The organism is Brevundimonas sp. (genome assembly GCF_036732845.1).
Lineage (GTDB): Bacteria > Pseudomonadota > Alphaproteobacteria > Caulobacterales > Caulobacteraceae > Brevundimonas.
This window is the reverse complement of record NZ_DAINBO010000025.1, coordinates 1-23,190: the sequence shown is the minus strand read 5'-3', so window position 1 is coordinate 23,190 and position 23,190 is coordinate 1. Positions and strand designations below refer to the sequence as shown.

Genomic DNA, 23,190 nt, shown 5'->3' with positions numbered 1-23,190 from the left:
ACCGGCCCTCGCGGCCTAGTAGCGGCGCTGGCCGTTCTCCCAGTAGCATTCGCTCTGGCGATTATCGTAGCAATAGTAGTACCGGCCTTGGCTGTCGCGATAGCGCTGCTGGTTGGCGCGATCCTGGTTCGAGCCGCGCACGGCGCCGGCGACGCCGCCGATGGCCGCGCCGATGGCCGCGCCGGTGGCGGCGTTGCCGCTGCCGGTGTTGTTGCCGATGATGGCGCCCGCGACGGCGCCGATGGCCGCGCCCGCGGCGCCCTGGCGAACCGCTTCATTGGGTCCCGAATTGTAACCGTACGGGTCGCTGGCGCAGGCGGAAGCCAGAAGACCGGCCCCGGCGATCGCGATGATGGCCTTGTTCATGGTGCTTTCCTTCAATCTCTTGGGTTCGCCCCGGAGGAGAGAACGCTGGATTATGGCACAGGTTCCCCGGCTATTCTCAAGGATAAGGCTGTATTAATGTATCCAGCCATCGGTCGGCGGCGCGTCCATGCGCGCCGTGTTTGGAGTTGAGGGGGCTTCGTATGCGTTTTCCTGAACCTGTCCGCATGGCGGACGACGGCGATCACGGTCCAGTCTGGGCGCGCAGAGGGCGCCGTTCCAGCGGCGGCAATCCGATCGTCGGCCTATTGGTCACCCTGCTGGCCCTGTTCGGCGCGGCGAGCCTGGTCATGGGGATCAAGGAACGATCCCTGTCGGCCGGCGGCGCGGTGATGGACGGCTGGGTCTCGGGCGCCTGGAACGGCGTACGCGGTCTGGCTGGCCAGGCCCCGGAAGCCGCCGAGAAGGCCGCCGACCAAGCGGGCGACGCCGCCGCCAAGACCGGCGACGCCCTGGAAGCCGGCGCCGAAAAGGCCGCCGAGGAGATGAAGGCCTCCTGACCGCCGAAGGACTTCAGGAACATCGCCGCCCGACGCGCGTTCGGGCGGCATGTCCGCGACCATGACCGACGCGGGACCGGCCGCGGGAGATCCCGCCGTCACGTCTGACGATCCAGCCGCCGCGCCACGCGGCCTGACCCCGCACGCGACGCTGAAACGCGTCGTCCTGCTGCTCAATCCCCTGTCGGGAAGCGTCGGCGCGCACGCCGAGGCCGAGGCGCGCGCCATCTTCGCCGACTATGCGCTCCAGGCCGAGGTCCGCCCGCTGGACGGGGATTTCGACGACGCCGTCGCCGCCGCCTTCGAGCATGGGCCTGACGCCGTCTTCGTTCTGGCCGGAGACGGCACGGCGCGGGCGGTGGCGGCCGCGGCCGGGCCGGACGGACCGCTGATCGCCCCCCTGCCGGGCGGCACCATGAACATGCTGCCCAAGGCCCTGTACGGCACGACCGACTGGAAGATCGCCCTGCGCCAGGCGCTGGAGGCGGGCGAACCCCAGTTCGTCGCCGGCGGCCGCATCAACGGCGAGGAGCCGTTCTTCTGCGCCGCCATCCTGGGTTCGCCCGCGCTCTGGGCGCCCGCGCGCGAGGCCTTGCGGGCCGGCAAGCTGAAGCTGGCGTGGAGCCATGCCCAACAGGCCGTGAAACGAGCGTTTTCCGGCCGCCTGCGGTACAGCCTGGACGGGGCGCGGGCCAGGCGGACCGGGGCCTTGGTCCTGATCAGCCCGGTGATCTCCAAGGCCATGGAGGAGCCGGTCGGCCTGGAGGCCGCAGCCATGGACCCGGCCGACGCGGCCGAGACCCTGCGCATGGCCGCCCACGCCCTGTTCGACGACTGGCGCCGTGATCCCGCCGTTTCGAGCCGCCCGGCGCGGCGCATCGCCATCGGCGCCCGCTCGCGCATCCCCGCCGTAATCGACGGCGAGCCGACCGTTCTGGACCGCGAGGCCGTGGTGGTCTTCCTGCCGCGCGCCTTTCGCGCCCTGGCCCCCCGCCCGCCCGCGCCCGAGACCGCCGATTGATGGGGCGGCTGCTGCAATTCTCGGACGTGCATTTCGGCTGTGAGCACGGTCGCGCCGTCAAGGCCGCGCTGGACCACGCCCATGCCGCGCCGCCGGACCTGATCCTGATCACCGGCGACATCACCCAGAAGGGCCGCCCGCACGAGTTCGCGGCGGCGGGCGACTGGGTCCGCGCCCTGCCCCAGCCGGTGTTCGTCACCGTGGGCAATCACGACGTGCCCTATTGGAGCCTGGCCGCCCGGCTGTTCTGGCCCTGGCGCGCCTTCGAGCGGGCCATCGGCCATCCGGCCCATGACCATGAGTTCAAGTCCGACGCCGTCATGGTGCGCGGGGTGGCCACGGCGCGCGGCTGGCAGGCGCGGCTGAATTGGTCCAAGGGCGTCATCGATCTGGACCAGACCCGGCGCGCGGCCGAGGCCCTGCGCAACGCACCGATCGGCGCCCTGCGCATCCTGGCCTGTCATCATCCGCTGATCGAGATGATCGGCGCGCCCGTGACCGGCGACGTCAGGCGCGGCGACGCCGCCGCGCGCATCTTCGCCGAGGCCGGGGTGGACCTGGTGCTGACGGGCCATGTCCATGTGCCGTTCGCCGTGCCGATCGACCTGTCGGATCGCCAGTCCTACGCCGTCGGCTGCGGGACCCTGTCGCATCGCGAGCGCGGGGTTCCGGCCAGTTTCAACCAGATCGAATGGGACGCCGAGACAGTGACGGTCACGGCCATGGCCTGGATCGACGGCGCCTTCACCCCGCACCGGACCTGGTGCCTGCCGCGGCGTCAGGACACGCGGCGCGTCGAGACGGCGCCCGACCCGGCGGTTCCGGGCGAACTGGAGGCCGCCGCCCGCTGACTTCGGGCGCGCGCCAAGGGCGTCAGGCGCCGACCGTCAGGCGCGCGGGCCGCCGCGCCGCAGATCGGCGGTGATGAAGGACACGGTCACCAGCAGCAGAAAGACCAGGAACAGTCCGTAGGCGACGCTCATCGACGGCGCGCCGATCACGCCGCCGACGCCCAGGACGCCCGTGACCAGGGCCAGGACCAAAAACACAAGGGCCGCACGCAACATGAAACCCTCCTTTGGATCGAATGGGGGGATCAACGCTACTGGGGTCGTGATGTTCCGATGATCGGCTTGCGGCGATCACCGTCGACGGCGCGACGACCTCTCGGTGAAGGCCGCCGCGACCATGGTCGCCAAGGCGGGATTGCGCAAGAAGATGAACCCGCCCGCCAGGGCCGCCACCGTCCCCAGGATCGGACGTTGACGGAACAGGGCGAAGGCGCGCTCGCCCAGGCCCGCGGATTCGATCTCCTCTTCCTCCTCCTCCTCGTCCTGGCGGACCAGATAGATCAGGGCCGTGACCAGGGCGAGGACGGCGAAACTCAAGGCCGTCAGGGACGCCGCCGCCAGCGGCGGCAGCACCAGGCAAAGGGCGTAGAACTCGGACGCCCCCAGGGCCACGATCACCACGAAGGCGCACGCGGCCACGACCGCCGCGGCGGCCGCCTTCTTCACCAGCCCGCGACCGAACATCAGCGGCGACGGCCGGCCAGGAGCAGACCCAGGATGAGGCCCACGCCCAGGGCGATGGCCGTCGACTGGACCGGACGCTCCTGCACCCGCTCGGTCAGATAGCGTTGGGCCTCGTCCAGGCGCTCGGCGGCGTCATCATAATATTCGCGGCCGCGCACGCGGGCCTCTTCGTAATAGTCGCGGGCCTGGCCGCGCAGCTCTTCCGAGCGGGCGCGCAACTGGGCGCCGGTCTCGGCGGCCTTTTCACGAATCCGGGCCTCGGCGGCGCCGGCCTTCTCACGCAGGCGCGCGGTCTCTTCGCGCGCGCCGACCTTGAGATCCTCCTTGAGGGTCTTCAGGTCGTTCTTGATGTCTTCTCTCGCCTTGGTGGTGGCCATGATGCGCGCTCCGGTCTTAAGCTTGGCGTTAGATAAGCAACCCTGCCGGAAAACGCCACACCACGGCGACGGTTCCCGCAATGCAACATGGTCGCGGGCGTTGACAGCAGCGAGCGCGGCCGCCACCCCTCGCCCATGACTTGGCTGTTTCCGCCCCCCGCCGCACCGTCGCTGCCGATCCTGGGACAGGACGCGCGATTTCCCGTGCGCCGCATCCTCTGCGTGGGTCAGAACTACGCCGCGCACGCCCGCGAAATGGGCCATGAGCGGGCCGAACCCTTCTTCTTCTCCAAGCCCGCCGACGCCCTAGTCAGCGACGGGGCGGACCCGGCCTATCCGCCCGCCACGGCCGATCTGCACCATGAGGTCGAACTGGTCTGCGCCATCGGCGAAGGCGGCGACATCATCGGCTGGGCCGTCGGCTGCGACCTGACCCGGCGCGATCTCCAGGCGGCCGCGAAGGCCAAGGGACGGCCGTGGGACGCGGCCAAGGGTTTCGACCAGTCGGCCCCCTGCGGCGCCCTGACCCTGGGCGCCCCGCCCGATCCAGCCGCCGTCATCGCCTTGTCGGTCAACGGCCAGGTCCGCCAGTCAGGCCGCCTGGACGACATGGTCTGGAACCCCGCCGAGATCGTGGCCAAGGCGGGGACGCTGTGGGCGCTCAAGCCCGGCGACCTGATCTTCACCGGCACGCCCGAGGGCGTCGGCCCGATCATTCCCGGCGACCGCGTCGAGGCGCGGATCGACGGCCTGTCCCCCCTCAGCTTCACGGTGCGCCCATGATCCTGCACGGCTATTGGCGCTCGGGCACCAGCTACCGCACCCGCATCGCCCTGAATCTGAAGGGCCTGAACTACGAACAGCATGGCGTCGACCTGCGCCGGGGCGACCAGCGATCCGAGACCTATCTGCGCCTGAACCCGCAAGGTCTGGTCCCGGCGCTGGAGATCGACGGCGCCGTCCTGACCCAGAGTCCGGCCATTCTGGAATGGCTGGAAGAGACGCATCCGGCTCCGCCGCTGCTGCCGTCCGACCCGGTCGCGCGCGCCCAGGTCCGGGCCATGGCCGCCCTGATCGGCTGCGACATCCATCCGCTGAACAATCTGCGCGTCGGCAAGGCCCTGCGTGAGGGTTTCGGCGCCGATCAGGCCGCCGTCGACGCCTGGGCCGCGCGCTGGATCACGCCGGGGTTCACGGCGCTGGAAGCCCTGGTCGCCCGGCACGGAGACGGCTGGTGCTTCGGCGACGCCCCGACCCTGGCCGACTGCTATCTGATCCCGCAGATCTATTCGGCGCGGCGGTTCCATGTGGCGCTGGACGCCTTCCCCCGCCTGCTGGCGATCGAGACCGCGGCCGACGCCCATCCCGCCTTCCAGGCCGCCCATCCCGACCGCCAGCCCGACGCGGACTGATGCCCGACCCATGTTCGCCGGGTAAGGGTTCGTAAGGGTCTCGCAGACGGTCCCTTAAACATTGTTCGGCAATGTCCGAGGGTGAGCTTCCCCTCCTCGCCCTCTCCTGTCGATCGCCTGGCCCTGGCGGTGGTGACCGAGCCGGAACGTGCGCTTCCCGCGCCCGCCGGCGCGCGCGAGGACGCCATGCGCCATCTGCTGCAGACGGCGGCCGAGGCCGGGGTCGGCCTGATCGCCACCCGCCCCGACGGCGATGGCGAACGGCTGTTGGGCCAGGCCTGGCCCTTCCCCTCGCCCTTCCGCGTCAGCGCCCGCACCGTCTCCGTCTCCGAAGGCGTCGACCGGGTCGAGGCCCGCGCCCGGCGCTCTCTCGAACGGCTGGGCCTGCCGCGCGGCGACCTGCTGCTGGTGTCCAGCGCCAACGACCTGGCCGGGGCCGAGGGCCGCGCCCTGTGGGACCGGCTGTGCGCACTCAAGGACAAGGGCCTGTTCCGCCGCATCGGCGTCTGCGCCGAGATCGACGACAGCCCGGTCGCCCTGGCCCGACGCCTGTCGCCCGACGTGGTGCAACTGCCCTGCAATCTGCTGGATCAGCGCGCCGCGACCGAGGGCGTCATCGCCGCCCTGGCCGCCCAGGACTGCGCCGTCCACGTCTCATCCGTCTTCGCCGGCGGCGTGCTGTTCGCCGACAGCGAGGGCCTGCCGCATCATTTGAACGGCCACGCCATGGCCCTGTCGCGCACCCGGCGCCGCCTGGCCGAGGCCCGGCTGGACCCGATGCAGGCCGCCCTGGCCTTCGCCCTGGGCCTGGACGGCGTCGCCGCCGTGACGGCCAGCGTCGCCTCGGCCGCCGAACTGCGCGCCATATTGGCCGCCGCCCACGCGCCGCGCCCCGATCTGGATTGGTCGGCCCTGGGGCTGGAGGCGCCGGCGGCCTTCGCCGCCGACGCCCGCGCCGTCATCAGTAGCGCAGCCTGATCCCGACATAGGCCGACCGGCCCGCCTCGCCGTAGCCCCGCAGTTGCTGATAGTGGGTGTCGGTCAGGTTCTCGATCCGCGCCGTCAAACTGACCCGGTCGTTGACCGCCCAGGCCCCGTTCAGATTGACGACCGTGAAGCCGTCGCGCGTTCCGCCCGAATCCGGCATGTCGCCCTCGGCCCGCACGGTCAGGGCGCCCGACAGGCGTTCACCAGTCCAGCCCAGGGTCGCTGAACCCGAATGCTCGGCCACGCGCAGGATCGGCGTTCCGGCGCCCAGGTCCGTCGCATCGGTCCAGGCATAGGCCAGGTTCAGATCCCAGCCGCCGCCCAGGTCGGCGAAGCCCTCGAACTCCAGCCCGTCGGTGCGGGTCCGGTCGATGTTGACGTAGTAGAACTCCCACGTCCCGGAGTTGAAGAAGCCGTCGATCTGATCCTCGACCTCCAGCCGGTACAGGGTCAGCCGTCCGTCGATGCGCCGGTCGGCCGAGGTCCAGCCCAGGGCGATCTCGCCGCCCTTGGCCGTTTCCGGCGCCAGGGCCGCCGGATGGGTGGTCGGCAAGACGAAGCAGAAGTCGCACACCGATTGCGCCACCGACGGCGCCTTGAAGCCCGTCCCATAGGCGCCCGACAGGATGAAGCCCCCGCCCAGCGCATAGGCCGCCGAGGCGCGGCCGGTGATCTCGCCGCCGAAGTCGTCGGTCTCGTCATGGCGCAGACCCAGGTTCAGGCTCAGCCGCTCATTGGGCCGATAGCGCGCGACGCCGAAGATCGAGGTGGTCCCCAGACCCGCCGTGCGGCCGTTCAGATCGGCCTCGGTCTCCTCGCGTTCGGCGCCGAAGGCATAGGTCAGGGCCGCGTTCTGATCGCGGCTGTCGGCCTGCCAGCGCCATAGGCGGCGTTCGCCCTGATAGACCGAGGGATAGGCGCTGACGCTGTCGCGCTCGATCTCGGAGGCGGCGAGCGTGATCTGATGATCCAGACCCAGCACGTCGGCCGCGCGCAGCCGCACGAAGCCGGATCGGGTTTCGGTCGCGGCCGTGTCCGCCGCGTCCACCGGGCCGAAGCCGTCCAGCTCCGCGAAACTGTCGGACCAACGCAGACGCCCGTCGATCGACAGCCGCGGATCGAAGGCGAAGCGGCCGTTCAGACCGACGGTGGTGTTTTCAAAGCCGTCGTCCTCGGTGTTTCCGTTCGCCGCGTCCGCCGCCGAGAAGCCGTCGGTGTCGAAACGCGAGACGAAGGCCCCGACGGCCCAGCGGTCATTGGCCCGGCCGACGGCCAGACGGCCCCGCAGCGTGTCGTAGGACCCGGCTTCCGCCTCGGCGCGCAGACCGTCCAACTCGCGGCTGGTGAAGGCGATGACCCCGCCGATGGCGTCCGAACCCCACAGCGAGGACTGCGGCCCGCTGAGCACCTCGACGCGCTGGATGTCGCCCAGGTCGAAGCCGGAGAAGTCGAAACCGCCCGCCGGCTGGCTGGCGTCGTTCACCGGCACGCCGTCGACCAGCACCAGCGACTTGTCCTGGCTGACGCCGCGAATGCGCACCGAGGCCACCCCGCCGAAACCGGCGCGATAGACCGACAGGCCGGGAATGTCCGTCAGGATGTCGGCCGCGAACACCGCCCCGCGCCGCTCGATGGTTCGGGCGTCGATGGCCCGCGCGCCGGGCGTGTCGGCGACGATGGCCGGCAGGCGCGTGGCCGTGACCACCACCTCGGGCAGGGTGTTGGAATCGGTCTCCGCATGGGCGGCCGACAGGGGAAGAATCGCCGCGAGAGCGGCTGTGGAAAGCAGGATGGACCGCATGGGTTCCGTCTCCGTCAGGTCCCGACGCGGCGCGCGGCGCGACCATGGATGCGACCGATCCGCCGGTCCCTGAACGGGCCGGACGACGCCGGATCGGGTCGCTTCGACGGAACAGGGGTCTGATCGGTTGAGGGGGAAACGCTTCGCGTTTCCGCCGATGCCGTGAATCAGGCCCTCGCACTGTGCTGGAGCGAAATCCGCGATTTCGCTTCGGCAGTCCCCGCGCCTCTGTCTGGTCCCGGACAGCGGACGAGCGACGTCGGCGGCCAGGTTTCCTGGCTTGCGGGTCATCCCCCGCCGTTCACGCCTTCCCGGTCGCCCATTGCTGGTTTTCCAGTGGCGCCGGGGAACGCTCCCCGGATCGAACGACGACGTCGCCGCCTACAGTTGCGGGCACAGCCGCGGTGTCTGACCGCGTTCCCTTAACCGCCTGGCGGGGCTTTTCGCAGGGCTTGAAGGCTCGCGCAATAACGATCCTCCTCTGCGAAGCGGGGGAGGGTCGGTATGCCGCTTGAGCCGGGGCCGCCAATCCGTCACCCTGCGGCCGACCCATGAACGCCCCGCTCGTCCCCCCGCCGGTTCCCGCGCCTGACGCCCAGACCACGCCGGTCATGGCGCAATTCCTGGCGGCCAAGACGGCCCAGCCGGACGCCATCCTGTTCTTCCGCATGGGCGACTTCTACGAGCTGTTCTTCAAGGACGCCGAGGTCGCGGCGGCCGCCCTGGGCATCACCCTGACCAAGCGGGGCAAGCACGGCGGCGAGGACATCCCCATGGCGGGCGTCCCGGTTCATGCGGCCGAGGGCTATATCGCCCGGCTGATCCGCCAGGGCTTCCGCGTCGCCGTGTGCGAACAGTTGGAGGACCCGGCCGAGGCTAAGAAGCGCGGCTCCAAGGCCGTGGTCCGGCGCGACATCGTGCGCGTCATCACCCCCGGCACCCTGACCGAGGACAGTCTGCTGGACGCGCGCGGGGCCAATCGCCTGGCCGCCGTGGCCGTGCGCCGGGGCCGGGCCGCCGTGGCCGTGGTCGAGCTGTCGGCCGGATCGGTCGACAGTGTCGCCTGCGCGCCCGAGGACCTGGCCGCCACCCTGGCCGCCTTCCGTCCGTCCGAGGTGCTGGTGCCCGACCGGCTGTTCGCCGACGACCAGGCGCGCGCGGCCCTGGACGGCTCCGGCGGCGTGGCCCAGGCCATGCCCGCCGCCCTGGCCGAACCGACGGCCGCCCGCGACCGGGTGCAGAGGCTGTACGGCGTCGCGGCCCTGGACGGCTTCGGCGCCTTTGAAGAGGCCGAGGTCTCGGCCCTGGGTCTGATCGCCGCCTATCTGGAGACGACCCAGGCGGGCAAGGTCCCGGCCCTGTCGCCGCCGCGCCGCGCCGCGGAAACCGGCTGGATGGCCATCGACCCGGCCACCCGGCTGAGTCTGGAGATCGACCGCACCCAGCGCGGCGAGCGCGAGGGATCGCTGCTGGCCGCGATCGACCGCACCGTCACCTCGGGCGGCGCCCGAGCGCTCAGTGAACGCATCGCCCGACCCCTGACCGATCCGGCCGCCATCAATCGCGGGCTGGACGGGATCGAATGGCTGCTGGCGCGCCGCGACCTGAGACGTGATCTTCGAGAACATCTGCGCGCCTCGTCCGACGTGGCCCGCGCCGTGTCGCGCCTGGCCCTGGGACGGGGCGGGCCGCGCGACCTGGCCGCCATCCGCGCGGGCCTGATCACCGCCCAGTCGATTTCGGGCCTGTTCGCCGCGAGCGGCGATCCCCTGGACGGACCCCCCCCGCGCATCGCCGACGCCCTGGCCCGCCTGACGCCGCCGACCGAGGTGCAGCACCTGCTGGAATCCCTGATCGAAGGCCTGGTCCAGGAGCCGCCGCACCTGGCCCGCGACGGCGGCTTCGTGGCCGCGAACCATCGCCCCGAACTGGACCAGACCCGCGCCCTGCGCGACGACAGCCGCCGCGTCGTCGCCGAGCTGGAGGCCCGCGCCTGTCGCGAATCCGGCGTGCCGTTCAAGGTGCGTCACAACGCCGTGCTCGGCTATTTCCTGGAGACCACGGCCAGGGCGGCCGAGCCGCTGATGCGCGCGGGTCCTGACAGTCCTTTCATCCATCGCCAGACCCTGGCCAACCAGGTCCGCTTCACCACCGTCGAACTGTCGGAACTGGACGCCAAGATCAGCCAGGCCGGCCACCGCGCCCTGGCCATGGAGCAGGAGACGTTCGAGACCTGGCGCCGCGCCGTTCAGGATCAGGCCGCCGCGCTTCAGGCCGCCGCCGAGGCCCTGGCCGCGCTGGACGTCGACGCCGCCCTGGCCGAATGGGCCGAGGAGGCGGGCGCCGTGCGTCCGCTGGTCGACGACAGCCTATGTTTCACTGTCGAGGCGGGCCGCCATCCGGTGGTCGAGGCGGCGGTCAAGGCGGCGGGCGACCCCTACACCCCCAATGACGCGCGGCTGGACGGCGCGGGGGCGAACGGCGCGCGTCTGGCCGTGGTCACCGGGCCGAACATGGCGGGCAAGTCGACCTTCCTGCGCCAGAACGCGCTTCTGGTGGTGCTGGCCCAGGCCGGGTGTTTCGTGCCCGCCCGGTCGATGCGGCTGGGCGTGGTCGACCGGCTGTTCAGCCGCGTCGGCGCCGGAGACGATCTGGCGCGCGGCCGCTCCACCTTCATGATGGAGATGGTCGAGACCGCCGCCATCCTGACCCAGGCTACGCCGCGCAGTTTCGTGGTGCTGGACGAGATCGGGCGCGGCACCGCCACCTATGACGGCCTGGCCATCGCCTGGGCCGTGGCCGAGGCCCTGCACGAGACCAATCGCGCCCGCACCCTGTTCGCCACCCACTATCACGAGCTGGCCCGGCTGGAGACGCGGCTGGACCACGTCTGCAATCTGTCGATGAAGGCCAAGGAGTGGAACGGCGAACTGGTCTTCCTGCATGAGGCCGCGCCCGGCGCCGCCGACCGCAGCTATGGCGTTCAGGTGGCGAAACTGGCCGGCGTTCCGCCCGCCGTCGTCGCCCGCGCGCGCGGCGTGCTGGAGCGGCTGGAGGGCGAAAAGGCCGCCGCCGGGCGGCTGGACGACCTGCCCCTGTTCGCGCTCGCCGAGCCGCCCGCCCCGCCGCCGTCCTCGGCCGTCGACGACGCCCTGGCCGCCATCCACCCCGACGACCTGACCCCGCGCGAGGCGCTGGAGGCCCTGTACCGTCTGAAGGGACTCTCCAAATGACCCTCCCCCGTTCACGGGGGAGGGGGACCACGCAGTGGTGGAGGGGGCGACCACACACACCGGCGCTTGAACTCGCCCCCTCCACCGCCTTCGGCGGTCCCCCTCCCCCATTGGCATGGGGGAGGATCTGATGGCGGAGGCGCTCGACGCCCGTCTGGTTCAGGCCGCCTCGGCTTCCGACAGCCGGGCCGCCGTCGCCGCCGTTCTGCGCGACCATTGGGGCGCCGCGCGCACGCGCGTCGGGCACCGGCTGGCGGCGGGCCTGGGCGGGGTCGAGGTGGCGCGTCTGTATTCCGCCGCCGCCGACGAGGCGCTTCAGGCCCTGTGGCGGGTGACGACCCAGGTCCTGTATCCCGCCCCCAATCCGACCGAGGCCGAGCGTCTGGCCCTGTTGGCCGTCGGCGGCTACGGACGCGGGGTCCTGGCGCCGTTTTCCGATCTGGACCTTCTGTTCCTGCGGCCCTGGAAGCCGACGCCGCGCATCGAACAGGTGACGGAGTTCATCCACTACGTCCTGTGGGACCTGGGCTGGAAGATCGGCTCGGCCAGCCGCTCGCTGGACGAGACCCTGTCGCTGTCCAAACGCGACATGACGGTGCGCACGACGGTGCTGGAGGCCCGCTTCCTGGCGGGCGACCAGGACCTGGCCGAGACCCTGCTGACGCGTTTTCGCAAGGCGGTGAAGTCGTCCGACGCCCGGCCCTTCATCGCCGCCAAACTGGCCGAGCGCGACGTGCGGCACCAGAAGGCGGGCGCCTTTCGCTACGCCGTCGAACCGAACGTCAAGGACGGCAAGGGCGGCCTGCGCGATCTCAACGCCCTGTTCTGGATCGCCCGCGCCCTGGCGCCGGACAGCGTTCTGGGCGCCGCGGCGCTGCAAGACCTGCTGACCCCGCGCGACGGCCGCACCTTCGACGAGGCCTTCGACTTCCTGTGGCGAGTGCGCTGCCACCTGCATCTGATCGCGGGCCGGGCCGAGGAGCGGCTGACCTTCGACCGTCAGCCCGAGGTGGCGCGGCGCATGGGCTGGCGCGGGCGCGGCGACGAACCGGCGGTCGAGCGCTTCATGCGCCGCTATTTCCAGCACGCGCGCGACGTCGGCGCCCTGACCCGCGCCGTCTCGGCCCAGTTGGAGGCGCGCCAGCAGAAGAAGGCCATGGGCTTGTCACGTCTGTTGCCGGGCCGCACCAAGAAGCTTCAGACACCCGGCTTCCTGATCGACCAGGGGCGGCTGTCGGTCGCGGGACCCCAGGTCTTCGCCGAGGACCCGACGCGGCTGCTGACCCTGTTCGTCGCCGCCGACGACCACGACCTGGACCTGCACCCCGACGCCTTCGCCGCCGTGCGCCGGTCGCTGTCGCTGGTGACGCCGCGTCTGCGCCGCGACCCGGTCGCCAGCCGCGCCTTCCTGGACGTGCTGGCCCAGGGGCAGAGACCCTATCGCGTGCTGTCGATCATGAACGAGACGGGTCTGTTGGGCCGGTTCCTGCCCGAATGGGGCCGGATCGTCGGCCAGACCCAGTTCAACATGTACCACGCCTATACGGTCGACGAGCACACGCTCCAGGCCATCGGCCTGATCAACGACATCTGGCGCGGCAAGCTGAAGGACGACCATCCGCTGGCCAGCGACATCGTGCATCGGATCGATGATTTCGAGGCCCTGATGCTGGCCATGCTGCTGCACGACGTGGGCAAGGGCGGCGACCGGGGCCAGATCGAGGACGGCGCCCTGGCCGCGCGCCGCGCCTGCGAGCGGCTGGGCGTCGCCAGTCGCCGCACCGAGCTGGTCTGCTGGCTGGTGCGCCATCACCTGGTGCTGTCCGACTACGCCCAGAAGCGCGACGTCTCGGACCCCGCCACCGTGCGCGCCTTCGCCGAGATCGTCGGCGATCCCGAACGGCTGCGCCTGCTGCTGGTCCTGACCGTGGCCGATATTCGCGCGGTCGGGCCGGGCGTGTGGAACAGTTGGAAGGGGCGGCTGATGCGCGACCTTCATTTCCGCACCGAGGCCCTGTTCCGGGGCGAGATCGTCGATGCGCCCGATCCCGCCGCCGAACATCCGATGCTGGTCGCCCGCGCCGGGACCGAGGGGGCGGCGGTCCAGGCCCTGCCGGTCGAACCGGACGAGGCGGTGGCCCGCGTCGCCGTCGCCGCGCCCGACCGGCCCGGCCTGTTCGCCGACCTGGCCGCCGCCCTGGCCGCCGCCGGAGCCGACGTCGTCGGCGCCCGCGTCGCCACCACCGACCAGGGCCTGGCGCTGGACGTGTTCGATCTTCATGACGGGGCGGGCCTGCCCTATGGCCAGGCCGAGCCGCGCCGCCTGGACGCCCTGGTGGCCGCGCTCGACGCCGCCGCGCGGGGCGCCGCCCCCCGTTCCGCCCCGGCGGCGCCGCCCGTCAGCCCGCGCCGCGCCGCCTTCGAGGTGGCGCCGGTGGTCATGGTCCTGCCCGAGGCCGGGCAAGGCGCCGCCGTCATCGAGGTCTCCGGTCCCGACCGGCCCGGTCTGCTGGCCGACCTGGCCGCCGCCCTGACCGACGCGGGCCTGTCGATCCGCTCGGCCCATGTGGCCGGTTTCGGCGCGCGCGCGGTCGACAGCTTCTATGTCGTCGACGCGGCGGGCGGCCCGCCGGGCAAGCACCGCCTGGCCGCCGCCCATGACGCCCTGACCGCCGTGCTGGACCGGCCCGCCGGGCATCGCCCCGTCGCCTCGGCCCGCGCCGGCACGCGCGACGTCTCCGACATCGGCCCGTTCCGTCCGGCCCGGAAGCGCGCTAAGGGCTAGACGTCCTCCCCCTCTCCGGCGTCCCCCCGCATGAGCCTCGCCCGAAACACCCTGGTCCAGGCGACCCTGACCCTGGGCAGCCGCCTGATGGGGTTCGCGCGCGACATGGTCCTGGCGGCCCGCTTCGGCCAGGGACCGCTGATGGACGCCTTCACCACCGCCCTGATGCTGCCCAACCTGTTCCGGCGCCTGTTCGCCGAGGGCGCCTTCGCCCAGGCCTTCGTGCCCGTTTACGGCGGCGTGCGCGAACGCGAGGGAGAGGCGGCGGCGGCGGTCACCGCGTCCGAGGCCCTGTCCTTCATGCTGGCCGTGGTCGCGGCCTTCTGCATCCTGTTGCAGGTGCTGATGCCGTGGATCATGCCGTGGCTGCTGTCGGCCTATCGTGATCAGCCCGCCCTGATGAGGCTGGCGGTCACGGCGACCCAGCTCGCCATGCCCTATCTGGCCTGTATGACGGTGGCGTCCCTGTTGTCCGGGGTGCTGAACACGGCCGGGAAATTCGCCCTGTCGGCGGGCGCGCCGGTGCTGCTGAACGTCTGCACCCTGATCGCCCTTCTGGCGCCCAGCCTGATGCCCGGCGTCGATCTGGACACGGTGCTGCTGGCGACCAGCGCGGCGGTCACGGTTTCGGGCTTCCTGCAGGCGGCGCTGTTGTGGTGGGGCGTGCGTCGTCTGGGCGTGCGGCTGAAGATCGGCCTGCCGCGCCTGACTCCGGCGGTCAGACACGCCCTGGCCCTGGCCGTGCCCGGCGCCCTGGCCGGCGGCGCCATGCAGATCAATTCGGTGGTCAGCCAGCTTCTGACCGGTTCGGACGAGGGCGCCCGGTCGGTGCTGTACAACGCCGACCGCCTGTACCAACTGCCGCTGGGCCTGGTCGGGGTGGCGATCGGCCTGGCCCTGGTGCCGCGCCTGACCCGCGCCTTCGTCGCCGGAGATCACGAAGGGGGCAAGAAGACGCTGGACGACGGCATCGCCCTGGCCATGGCCTTCACCCTGCCCGCGGCCACGGCCCTGTTCGTCATTCCCTTCTTCATCATCGACGCCACGGTGACGCGCGGGGCCTTCACCTCGGCCGACGCGGCGCGCACGGCCGACGTTCTGCGCCAGTTCGCCTGGGGCGTTCCGGCCTTCGTCCTGGCCAAGGTGCTGACGCCGCCCTTCTTCGCCCGCCAGGACACGCGTCGGCCGATGATCTACGCTGTGGCCGCCGTGGCCGTCACCGTGGTGGTGGGGACCGCCCTGTTCCTGGGTCTCAGCCGCCTGGGCCATGACGGCGTGCTGGGCCTGGCGGTCGCCACCAGCCTGTCGGCCTGGATCAACGTGGCCCTTCTGGCCGGGACCCTGGTGCGCGAGAACGCCTGGCGGCCGACCCTGCCCTTCGTCTCGCGCCTGTCGCGCATCCTGGCCGCCAGCGCGGTCATGGGCGGGCTGCTGCTGGCCTGCGGGATCGCCTATCCGACCCTGGCGCGCGTCTTCCTGAGCAAGGAAATCGCCGTCGTCCTGGTTTGCGGCGCGGGCATGGTCGTGTACGCCCTCGCCGTCGTGCTGTTCCGCGCGACCAGCGTCTCCGAGCTTAAAGCGGTTCTCAAGCGCGAACCCGGCGGCGCCCCAGTGAGCATGGATTGATGACCGAAGAGATCACCTACACCGGCCCGCGCCGCATCCTGTCCGGCATTCAGGCCTCCGGCGCCCTGCACCTGGGCAATTACCTCGGCGCGTTGAAGCGGTTCGTCGCCTTGCAGGAACAGGGCGCGCCCTGTTTCCTGTTCGTGGCCGACCTGCACGCCATCACCGTGTGGCAGGACCCCGCCGTCCTGACCGCCCAGACGCGTGAGATCGCCGCCGCCTATCTGGCCTCGGGTCTGGACCCGGCGCGTTCGGTCATCTTCCCCCAGTCGGCGGTGCGCGCCCACGCCGAACTGGCCTGGATCTTCAACTGCGTCGCCCGCCTCGGCTGGCTGGACCGGATGACCCAGTTCAAGGAGAAGTCGGGCAAGCACAAGGAGCGCTCGTCGGTGGGTCTCTATACCTACCCCGTGCTCCAGGCCGCCGACATCCTGGTCTATAAGGCCACCGAGGTGCCGACCGGCGAGGACCAGAAACAGCATCTGGAGCTGACCCGCGACATCGCCGCCAAATTCAACAACGACTTCGGCGCGCCCGGCTTCTTCCCCCAGCCCGAACCGCTGATCCAGGGACCGGCGCCGCGCGTCATGTCCCTGCGCGACGGGGCGGCCAAGATGTCCAAGTCCGATCCGTCGGACCAGTCGCGCATCAATCTGATGGACGACGCCGACGCCATCGCCGCCAAGGTCAAGAAGGCCAGGACCGATCCCGAACCCCTGCCCGAGACGCTGGAAGGCCTGGACGCCCGGCCCGAGGCCAAGAATCTGGTCGCCATCTACGCCGCCCTGGCCGATCTGTCGCGCGAGCAGGTGCTGGCCCAGTTCGCGGGCCAGGGCTTCGGCGCCTTCAAACCGAAACTGGCCGAACTGGCGGTCGAGAGCCTGGCCCCGATCACCGCCGAGATGCGCCGCCTGATGGCCGCCCCCGACGAGATCGACCGCGTGCTGAAGGACGGCGCCGAACGCGCCGCCGCCATCGCCGACCCGGTGGTCGAAGAGACCAAGCGCATCGTCGGCTTCTGGAGGGGCTGATGTCCGCTCACACCGCCACCATCGAATGGAAACGCGGCGATCAGGTCTTCACCGACCGCCGCTACAGCCGGGCGCATGACTGGCGCTTCGACGGCGGCGCCGTGGTGCGCGCTTCATCCGATCCGTCCAGCATATTGCCGCCGTTGAGCGACCCGGCCGCCGTCGATCCCGAGGAGGCCCTGGTGGCCGCCGTCTCGGCCTGCCACATGATGTTCTTCCTGGCCTATGCCGCCAAGGCCGGGTTCACGGTCGATTCCTATGTCGATCAGGCCGAGGGAACCCTCGGCCGCGACGAGCGCGGCAAGACGGCGATCACCGCCGTGACCCTGCGGCCCCGCGTCGCCTGGTCGGGCGAGACCACGCCGACGCCCGACGATGTCGCCGACCTGCACCACCGCAGCCACGAAGACTGTTTCATCGCCAACTCCATCCGCGCGCCGGTGCGGGTCGAAAGCGTCTGATCGTCTAGGCCACGTCCTCCAGCAGGGCCGCGAACCGCCTCAGGGCCTCGGCGGCCAGGGCGTCGTCATAACGCATCGGCGGGGCGTTCATCGGTTCGTCGAAACTGTGGGTGCCCTCGGCGATCCACGTCTCGACCTCGGCGCCGCAGCCGCGGATCATGGCGTTGACCTGTTCGGCGTTGCGCACCGTGGTCAGGTGGTCGCGCCGCGCCGTGACGGCCAGCACCTTGGGACAGTGCCGCCAGGCCCGCATCCGGTTGATCGCCGCGAAGCCGACATAGGCATAGGCCAGCCACACCGCCTTTACCCCTGACAGGCCGCACGCCTGGGCGTCGCGCAGACCGGCCGCGCCGGAGGCATGGGGATCAAGACTCATCGCCTCCATGATCGACCAGCCGCCGTGGCTCCATCCGGCCAGTGCCAGGCGCGAGGCGTCCACGTCCGGCCGTTCCGACAGGCCGTGGATGGCCGCCAGGACGTCGCCCGACCGCTCGCCCCCGCGCAGGATCAGGCCGGTGCACACCAGGCCCAGGGCCATGGCCTGGCTCAGTCCGCGATGCGTGTAGGAATCGATGATGCAGGCGCGCCAGCCCACGGCCCTGGCCGCCTCGGCATAGCGCGGCAGATGGTCCCGCAGACCGCCGCAGCCGTGGAACAGGATGACGGTCGGCCTGGGCCGGTCGTCGTCCGGCCCGACCATCGTCATGTGCGGCTCCAGCCGGGTCCAGCGTTCTGAAAGCGTGTCCATGACCGGACACCTAGCCTGCGTCGGGCGTCAGCCCCAAGGGCCGCGTCGCGGCGCCGTCACCGGAACCCCGGTCGTAACCGGCCGCGCCGGCGTCGGTTCAGCGACGGCCCGGGGCGCGGCGGCGCGCGGCGTCATGCCCATCTTGGCCCCCATCTCCATCAGCGCCCGCACCCGGTTGCCGGTGGCCGGGTGGGTCGAGAACAGATTGTCGGCCCGCTCGCCCGCCAGCGGATTGATGATGAACAACTGGCCCGAGGCCGGATTGCGCTCGGCCGTCGGATTGTGGATGCGCCTGGCGTAGGCCTCGATCTTCTGCAGGGCGCTGGCCAGGGCCTGGGGGTCGTTGGCGATCTCGGCGCCGACGCGGTCGGCCTCGTATTCGCGGCCTCGGCTGATGGCCATCTGCACCAGGCCCGCCGCCATCGGCGCCAGGATCATCAGGGCCAGGGTCCCGATCAGGCCGCCCGGACGCTCGCGATCATCACCCCCTCCGCCGAAGAACATGGCGAAGTTGGCCAGGGCCGCGATGGCCCCCGCCACCGTCGCCGTGACCGTCATGGTCAGGGTGTCGCGGTTCTTCACATGGGCCAGTTCGTGGGCCATCACGCCCCGGATCTCCTCACGCGTCAGCATGTCCAACAGGCCCGTGGTGGCGCAGACGGCGGCGTTGGCCGGATTGCGGCCGGTGGCGAAGGCGTTGGGCTGGTCGTTGGGGATGATGGCGATGGTCGGCTGGGGCAGGCCCGCGTCGGCGGCCATCTGCTGCACGTCGGCGACATAGTTGCGCACCACCGCGTTCGGATGCGCCGCGTCCACCGGCTGGGCGCGGTACATCTTCAGCACGATCTTGTCGGCGTTCCAGTAGCTGAACAGATTCATGCCCCCGGCCACGACCAGGGCGATCACCATGCCGGTCGCGCCGCCGATCAGATAGCCGACGCCCACGAACAGCGCCGTCAGCGCCGCCAATAGGGTGAAGGTCTTCAGATGGTTCATGATCAACGGATGACGCGGTGGAACAGACCTCCTATCTGAGGACCTCGCGCCCGCCGCTCAAGAGACGCCCCCTGTGACCGAACAGCCCACCCCCGAGGATGCCCACAAGGCCGAGCAGGCCCCCCGCCTGAACACGGACGTGCCCGGCGCCACGCCGCTGAAGCCGCTTTCGGACGCCGCGCGCCGCGCCCTGATCGAGGCCGAGACCCGCCGCCGCGCCGCGCCCGCCGCCGACCTGCCGCCCGAGAACGGCGGCCCGCGCGGACCCGAACCGACCCGCTACGGCGACTGGGAGAAGAAGGGGCTGGCGGTCGATTTCTGACCCGCCCCTCACAGGCGAACCTTAACCCTGATCGTCGCCCGCCGGGTGCGAACCCCCGACCGGGCGGGCGCCCGCGCCTAGACTGCCGTCGCAAGCGGAGTCTCGTTCATGCGCGTCCTGACCTCGGCGGCGCTCGCCGCCCTGATCCTGTCCAGCCCGGCCCTCGCCAGCGAGCGCGGCGGCGGTCATCGCCCGTCCCCGCCGCCCGGTTCCTGCGGCGGCGGCTGCCGACCGCCGGTGAACGCCAACGTCAACGTCAATGTGAACGCCAATGCGAACGCATCGGCCTCGGCCCGGTCCTACATCAACGCCCGATCCTATTCGTCCTCAATGGCGCGGACTTATGTCGGCGGCGGGACCTTCATCCACGGCGGCGGCTATGCGGGCGACTACGGATACGCCGGGGACTGGGGCGTGGGCGGTGGTTATGTCCACGTCGACGACCGCGATCTGGTCACGGCCCCGGCCAGCGCGCCGTTCGGCTATGTCGTCCGGGGCTTCGGCCGCGACTATCGGGTGGGCGGACCAGAGGTCCGGCGTGACGACCGCTACGGCCGCGAGGGACGCTGGCGCGACGACCGCCGCGAGGTCTCTTCGGACCATTACGAACGCTGGGAACGCAGCGAAACCTATCGACGCGAGACCGAGGCGGCCTGGGAGCAGGAGATCACCGGCCGCGAAAGCCGCGCCTACGACCGAGGCTATGACCACGGCCGGTCGGACGGACGCGCCGACTGCGACTGCCGCGCGCCGGAACCGCGTCCAGAGTCACGCTATGATTCCGGTCACGGCGCGCCCTATTACGGCGACCTGCCCCCGCCGGACGCCCCGCCCGTCGGGCCGCCGCCCCGCCACGGCTATCGCCAGGAGCCGGGCGAGCGCGGCTGATCAGGTCCCGGCGGCGAATTCGCTCAGGGCGTCGATGACGGCGCGGTTCTGATCCTCGGTGCCGACCGTGATGCGCAGGGCGTCGTGCAGGCCGTAGCCGCCGACCGGACGCACGATGATCCCCCGGGTGTGCAGATGGGCGTCGGCCGCCTGGCGCCGCTCAGGATCGTCGAACCGCACCAGGACGAAATTCCCCGCCGACGGCAGGACGTCGAAGCCGAAGCCGCGCAGGGCCTGGGTCAGGCGCGGCCGCCAGGTCTGGATCAGCTCGCGCGAGGCCTTCTGGTGCGCCGCGTCGCCGAGCGCCGCCGTCGCCGCCTCCAGCCCCGGAACCGAGACGTTGAACGGCAGGCGGATGCGGTCCACCGCTTCGGCGACGGCCAGGGGCGCATAGCCGAAACCGATGCGCAGGCCGCCCAGGCCGTGGATCTTGGAGAAGGTGCGGGTGACGATCAGGTTCGACGCCTCGCGCGCCAGCGGCAGGGCGCTCTCCCAGTCCGGCTCGGTGACGTATTCGGCATAGGCCTCGTCGATCACCAGCAGGATTTCGGGCGGCAGGGCGGCGTGCAGGCGGCGGATCTCCTCGCCCGAATTCCAACTGCCGGTCGGGTTGGACGGGTTGGAGACATAGACGATGCGGGTGCGCTCATCGACCTCGGCCAACAGGGCGTCGACCTCGGCCTTGAAGCCCGGTTCGGGGGCCAGTTTGACGATCCCCTCATTGGCTTTGGCGCTGATGCGATAGGCCAAGAAGCCGTACTGGCCGGTGACGATGTTGTCGCCGGGGCGCAGATAGGTCTGGTTCAACAGGGCGAAGACCTCGTCCGAGCCGTTGCCGAAGATCAGCCGCTCCGGCTCGACCTGATGGTGTTCGGCCACCGCCGCGCGCAGCTTGGCCGCCCGACCGTCGGGATAGATGTGGATGCCGTTCACCGCCGCCTGGAAGGCCGCGCGCGCCTTTTCGCCCGCGCCCAGGGCGTTCTCGTTGGACGACAGCTTCATCGGCTCGGCCACGCCGTCGATGCGCGACTTGCCGCCGACATAGGGGGCGATGTCCAGGATGCCGGGCTTGGGCCGAGGTCCTTGAGATTCGTGGCCGGTGGTCATGCGAAAGCCTTCAGAACACGGGGGCGGCGCCGATGACGCCGGTCAGGTCGCCGGGCGCGCCGCTCAGCCGCCCGTCCTCGGCCTGCACATAGCCCGCCAGCACGAACAGCTTCAAGCCGCCGCCGGAAAGCAACGCTTGCGCCGCCAGCCCGGCCTGGCCCAGGCGGGCCGTGATCTCGGCGTCCGGCCGCGCGCTGTCGGTGATCCAGAAGGTGCGGTCGTCGCCGGTCGGGCCGGGCGCCTGGCGCGAGACGATCACGGCGCGCGGCCGCGCGTTCGCGTCGTCAGGCAGGGCGGCGACGATCTTCAACTCCGGCCGCGCCAGCAGCCGCCCCCACCAGGGGGTGCGCGGCGTCAGGTCCAGCACGGCCCGCGCGCCCCGCCTCGCCTCATCCAGCGCCTGGTCCGGCTCGGCCGCCAGCCGCCCCGACAGGCCGAACCGATCCGCCGCCAGAACCTGGGCCGCCGCCCCCCAGACCGCCAGCGGGCCTTCCTCGGCCGCCGACAATCGGCCCCAGACGGCCTTCAGCACCGCCGCCTCGTCCGGCGTCGTTCCCGCCAGGATCTCGCGCAGGGCCAGCGCCTGGGCGTCCGGCCGTCCGGTCCCGCCCAGCGACAGCCGGGCCTTCAACGCCGTTCTCAGGGCCGTGTCGCGCGCGGCTCGTTCCGGGTCGTGCGGCGCCTCGTCCAGCATCAGAACAGCTTCGGCGCCGGGGCCAGGGCGAAGGGTCCCAGATAGGTGCGGCCGTCGCGCAAGACGACGGTCAGGTCCACGTCGCCCTGGCCGCCCGACGCCGCCGAGGCCGCCGCCGCACCGGTCGCACCCGCCCGGTTCACCGCTCCGTCGCCCGATCCCGCCAGTCCGGCGATGGCCGGCAACGGCTTTTCGGCCTTCAGCGCCACCTGGCCGACCAGGCGGCCGTTCGCATCCGCCGACAGGCCCTCGCTGGAGATCCGGGCGCGGCTGTCGCCCGCCGCCGCCTCGCCTCGGATGCGGCTGAAGCGTCCGCCCGCGCGCGTCCAGGCCGAGAAGACGCCTGCCTCGTCCATGCCGCGCAGGGCGCTGGCCTTTTCGACCACCCCCTCGATCTGAAGCGTCATCCGGCCGCCCTGGGCCAGGCCCTGGACCGGGCCGCTGTCGCGCCCCTCGGCGTCGATCAGGCGGAACAGCATATCGACGCTGTCGTTCGGCCCGCCGTCGGTGGTGCGGTGCGGCCGGGTGTAGAACTCCACCTTGCCCGCGCGGCGAATGGGGAACGGCTCGGCCCCCGGATGCGGCGTGAACTGGGGCCGAACCAGCTCGACGGCGATGTTGGGCCAGGCCTGGTTCAGGCCGTGCACGCTCATGCGGATGGCCTGGCCGCGCACATTGACCTCGCCCTTGCCGACCCGCGTCAGGGTCAGGCCGTCGGGCGCGACCAGCACCCATTTGCTCGGGTTATAGGCATTGGCCTCGGCCACGATGCGCGGCGCGGCCAGGGCGTGGCCCGAAGGCGCCGCGACCGTCACCCGGTCCAGCGCCAGCCGCGTTCGGAACGGCCAGCCGTCGATCCCGCCTTCGACATAGCGGACATCCCAGCCCTGGCCGCGCAGGGCCTCGGCCTGGGTCTTCAACCGCCCCTCGATCTGGCCCGCCAGCCAGAACCACCAGACGGTCCAGGCCGCCAACAGGACCAGGGCGGCGATCAGGGGCGCGAACAGGCCGCGTCGGCTGTGACGGGGGGCGGGGGCGTCGGTCATGCGGTCTCCATATCAGACCGGCGCGACGCGCGCAGACTCCCCGTCGCTGAGAAAATCACGCGTCAGCGCGACCGCCTCGGCCAGGCCCAGCCGCATCACCTCGGTCCCCGGCGGCAGGGCGGCGAACAGCCGCGTCGGACAGGCGGCGTCCAGCATGACGAACACCCCCTTGTCGTCCGCCCGCCGGATCAGTCGGCCGAAGGCCTGGGCCATGCGGCCGCGCGCCAGGGCGTCGT

At 71.5% G+C, this 23,190-nt stretch carries 24 protein-coding genes and 1 riboswitch; of the genes, 13 read left to right on the top strand and 11 right to left on the bottom strand.

The features are described from left to right. Positions 1-15: 15 nt before the first annotated feature. Entirely contained in the window at positions 16-366 is a 351-nt protein-coding gene (locus tag V7D63_RS09595; protein WP_333592052.1) for a YMGG-like glycine zipper-containing protein, read from the bottom strand. A 161-nt stretch (positions 367-527) separates the two neighbouring features. Between V7D63_RS09595 and V7D63_RS09590 the strand changes: the two genes are divergently transcribed. Genes V7D63_RS09590 through V7D63_RS09580 form a run of 3 tightly spaced genes read left to right on the top strand, consistent with a single transcriptional unit; the run spans position 528 to position 2,756 of the window. Further along, positions 528-884 carry a hypothetical protein gene (locus V7D63_RS09590; protein WP_333592051.1) on the top strand — a complete coding sequence of 119 codons (357 nt, stop codon included), beginning with the start codon at positions 528-530 and terminating at the stop codon, positions 882-884. A gap of 49 nt (positions 885-933) precedes the next feature. Continuing rightward, a complete protein-coding gene (locus tag V7D63_RS09585) occupies positions 934-1,905 on the top strand; it encodes a diacylglycerol/lipid kinase family protein (protein ID WP_333592050.1) in 972 nt (323 codons plus the stop codon). Next, on the top strand, positions 1,905-2,756 hold the full coding sequence (locus tag V7D63_RS09580) for a metallophosphoesterase family protein (RefSeq protein WP_333592049.1): 852 nt from the start codon (positions 1,905-1,907) through the stop codon (positions 2,754-2,756). The genes V7D63_RS09585 and V7D63_RS09580 overlap by 1 nt, the downstream gene beginning before the upstream one ends. A gap of 36 nt (positions 2,757-2,792) precedes the next feature. Here the strand turns inward: V7D63_RS09580 and V7D63_RS09575 are convergent, their stop codons facing one another. From V7D63_RS09575 to V7D63_RS09565, 3 genes are all read right to left on the bottom strand, one after another. Continuing rightward, positions 2,793-2,972, bottom strand: a complete 180-nt coding sequence (locus V7D63_RS09575; protein WP_333592048.1) for a DUF1328 family protein — start codon at positions 2,970-2,972, stop codon at positions 2,793-2,795. A 75-nt stretch (positions 2,973-3,047) separates the two neighbouring features. After that, positions 3,048-3,440 carry a hypothetical protein gene (locus tag V7D63_RS09570; RefSeq protein ID WP_333592047.1) on the bottom strand — a complete coding sequence of 131 codons (393 nt, stop codon included), beginning with the start codon at positions 3,438-3,440 and terminating at the stop codon, positions 3,048-3,050. After that, positions 3,440-3,817, bottom strand: a complete 378-nt coding sequence (locus V7D63_RS09565; protein WP_333592046.1) for a glycine zipper domain-containing protein — start codon at positions 3,815-3,817, stop codon at positions 3,440-3,442. Before V7D63_RS09565 ends, V7D63_RS09570 begins: the two co-directional genes overlap by 1 nt. Before the next feature lie 135 nt (positions 3,818-3,952). On the opposite strand from V7D63_RS09565, the gene V7D63_RS09560 reads away from it, so the two are divergent. The 3 genes from V7D63_RS09560 (at position 3,953) to V7D63_RS09550 (ending at position 6,207) form a co-directional block, all read left to right on the top strand. After that, positions 3,953-4,600 (top strand): fumarylacetoacetate hydrolase family protein, encoded by a 648-nt coding sequence (locus V7D63_RS09560; RefSeq protein ID WP_333592045.1) that lies wholly within the window; start codon positions 3,953-3,955, stop codon positions 4,598-4,600. After that, positions 4,597-5,229 (top strand): maleylacetoacetate isomerase, encoded by a 633-nt coding sequence (maiA, locus tag V7D63_RS09555; protein WP_333592044.1) that lies wholly within the window; start codon positions 4,597-4,599, stop codon positions 5,227-5,229. The genes V7D63_RS09560 and maiA overlap by 4 nt, the downstream gene beginning before the upstream one ends. Before the next feature lie 81 nt (positions 5,230-5,310). Further along, positions 5,311-6,207 (top strand): aldo/keto reductase, encoded by an 897-nt coding sequence (locus tag V7D63_RS09550; RefSeq protein ID WP_333592043.1) that lies wholly within the window; start codon positions 5,311-5,313, stop codon positions 6,205-6,207. Here V7D63_RS09550 and V7D63_RS09545 read toward each other — a convergent pair. Further along, positions 6,191-8,017, bottom strand: a complete 1,827-nt coding sequence (locus V7D63_RS09545; RefSeq protein WP_333592042.1) for a TonB-dependent receptor plug domain-containing protein — start codon at positions 8,015-8,017, stop codon at positions 6,191-6,193. The genes V7D63_RS09550 and V7D63_RS09545 overlap by 17 nt on opposite strands. 268 nt (positions 8,018-8,285) lie before the next feature. Further along, positions 8,286-8,440, bottom strand: a riboswitch (cobalamin riboswitch). A gap of 128 nt (positions 8,441-8,568) precedes the next feature. Between V7D63_RS09545 and mutS the strand changes: the two genes are divergently transcribed. The 5 genes from mutS to V7D63_RS09520 all read left to right on the top strand — a co-directional run bounded on the left by mutS (position 8,569) and on the right by V7D63_RS09520 (position 17,153). After that, positions 8,569-11,250, top strand: a complete 2,682-nt coding sequence (gene mutS, locus V7D63_RS09540) for a DNA mismatch repair protein MutS (protein WP_333592041.1) — start codon at positions 8,569-8,571, stop codon at positions 11,248-11,250. A gap of 130 nt (positions 11,251-11,380) precedes the next feature. Further along, on the top strand, positions 11,381-14,035 hold the full coding sequence (gene glnD / locus V7D63_RS09535) for a [protein-PII] uridylyltransferase (RefSeq protein ID WP_333592040.1): 2,655 nt from the start codon (positions 11,381-11,383) through the stop codon (positions 14,033-14,035). 30 nt (positions 14,036-14,065) lie between these two features. After that, positions 14,066-15,661 (top strand): murein biosynthesis integral membrane protein MurJ, encoded by a 1,596-nt coding sequence (gene murJ / locus V7D63_RS09530; protein WP_333592039.1) that lies wholly within the window; start codon positions 14,066-14,068, stop codon positions 15,659-15,661. Beyond that, the gene (gene trpS / locus V7D63_RS09525) at positions 15,661-16,692 is read left to right on the top strand and encodes a tryptophan--tRNA ligase (RefSeq protein ID WP_333592038.1); all 1,032 of its coding nucleotides are present in this window, start codon (positions 15,661-15,663) and stop codon (positions 16,690-16,692) included. Before murJ ends, trpS begins: the two co-directional genes overlap by 1 nt. Beyond that, a complete protein-coding gene (locus V7D63_RS09520) occupies positions 16,692-17,153 on the top strand; it encodes an OsmC family protein (protein ID WP_333592037.1) in 462 nt (153 codons plus the stop codon). Before trpS ends, V7D63_RS09520 begins: the two co-directional genes overlap by 1 nt. A gap of 4 nt (positions 17,154-17,157) precedes the next feature. Here the strand turns inward: V7D63_RS09520 and V7D63_RS09515 are convergent, their stop codons facing one another. Further along, a complete protein-coding gene (locus V7D63_RS09515; RefSeq protein WP_333592036.1) occupies positions 17,158-17,901 on the bottom strand; it encodes a dienelactone hydrolase family protein in 744 nt (247 codons plus the stop codon). 27 nt (positions 17,902-17,928) lie between these two features. Beyond that, positions 17,929-18,897 carry a zinc metalloprotease HtpX gene (gene htpX, locus V7D63_RS09510; RefSeq protein ID WP_333592035.1) on the bottom strand — a complete coding sequence of 323 codons (969 nt, stop codon included), beginning with the start codon at positions 18,895-18,897 and terminating at the stop codon, positions 17,929-17,931. Positions 18,898-18,970: 73 nt separating this feature from the next. On the opposite strand from htpX, the gene V7D63_RS09505 reads away from it, so the two are divergent. Together V7D63_RS09505 and V7D63_RS09500 are read left to right on the top strand one after the other, a co-directional pair. Next, entirely contained in the window at positions 18,971-19,219 is a 249-nt protein-coding gene (locus V7D63_RS09505) for a DUF1674 domain-containing protein (protein WP_442882132.1), read from the top strand. A gap of 108 nt (positions 19,220-19,327) precedes the next feature. Further along, a complete protein-coding gene (locus V7D63_RS09500; RefSeq protein WP_333592034.1) occupies positions 19,328-20,107 on the top strand; it encodes a hypothetical protein in 780 nt (259 codons plus the stop codon). On the opposite strand, the gene hisC is transcribed toward V7D63_RS09500, so the two are convergent. The 4 genes from hisC to V7D63_RS09480 all read right to left on the bottom strand — a co-directional run. Further along, positions 20,108-21,214 (bottom strand): histidinol-phosphate transaminase, encoded by a 1,107-nt coding sequence (gene hisC / locus V7D63_RS09495; RefSeq protein WP_333592033.1) that lies wholly within the window; start codon positions 21,212-21,214, stop codon positions 20,108-20,110. Positions 21,215-21,224: 10 nt separating this feature from the next. Beyond that, positions 21,225-21,908 carry a hypothetical protein gene (locus V7D63_RS09490; RefSeq protein WP_333592032.1) on the bottom strand — a complete coding sequence of 228 codons (684 nt, stop codon included), beginning with the start codon at positions 21,906-21,908 and terminating at the stop codon, positions 21,225-21,227. Next, positions 21,908-22,954 (bottom strand): DUF2125 domain-containing protein, encoded by a 1,047-nt coding sequence (locus V7D63_RS09485; protein WP_333592031.1) that lies wholly within the window; start codon positions 22,952-22,954, stop codon positions 21,908-21,910. The genes V7D63_RS09490 and V7D63_RS09485 overlap by 1 nt, the downstream gene beginning before the upstream one ends. Before the next feature lie 12 nt (positions 22,955-22,966). Then, a partial coding sequence (locus tag V7D63_RS09480) for a helicase C-terminal domain-containing protein (RefSeq protein WP_333592030.1) occupies positions 22,967-23,190 on the bottom strand: 224 nt, incomplete at its 5' end.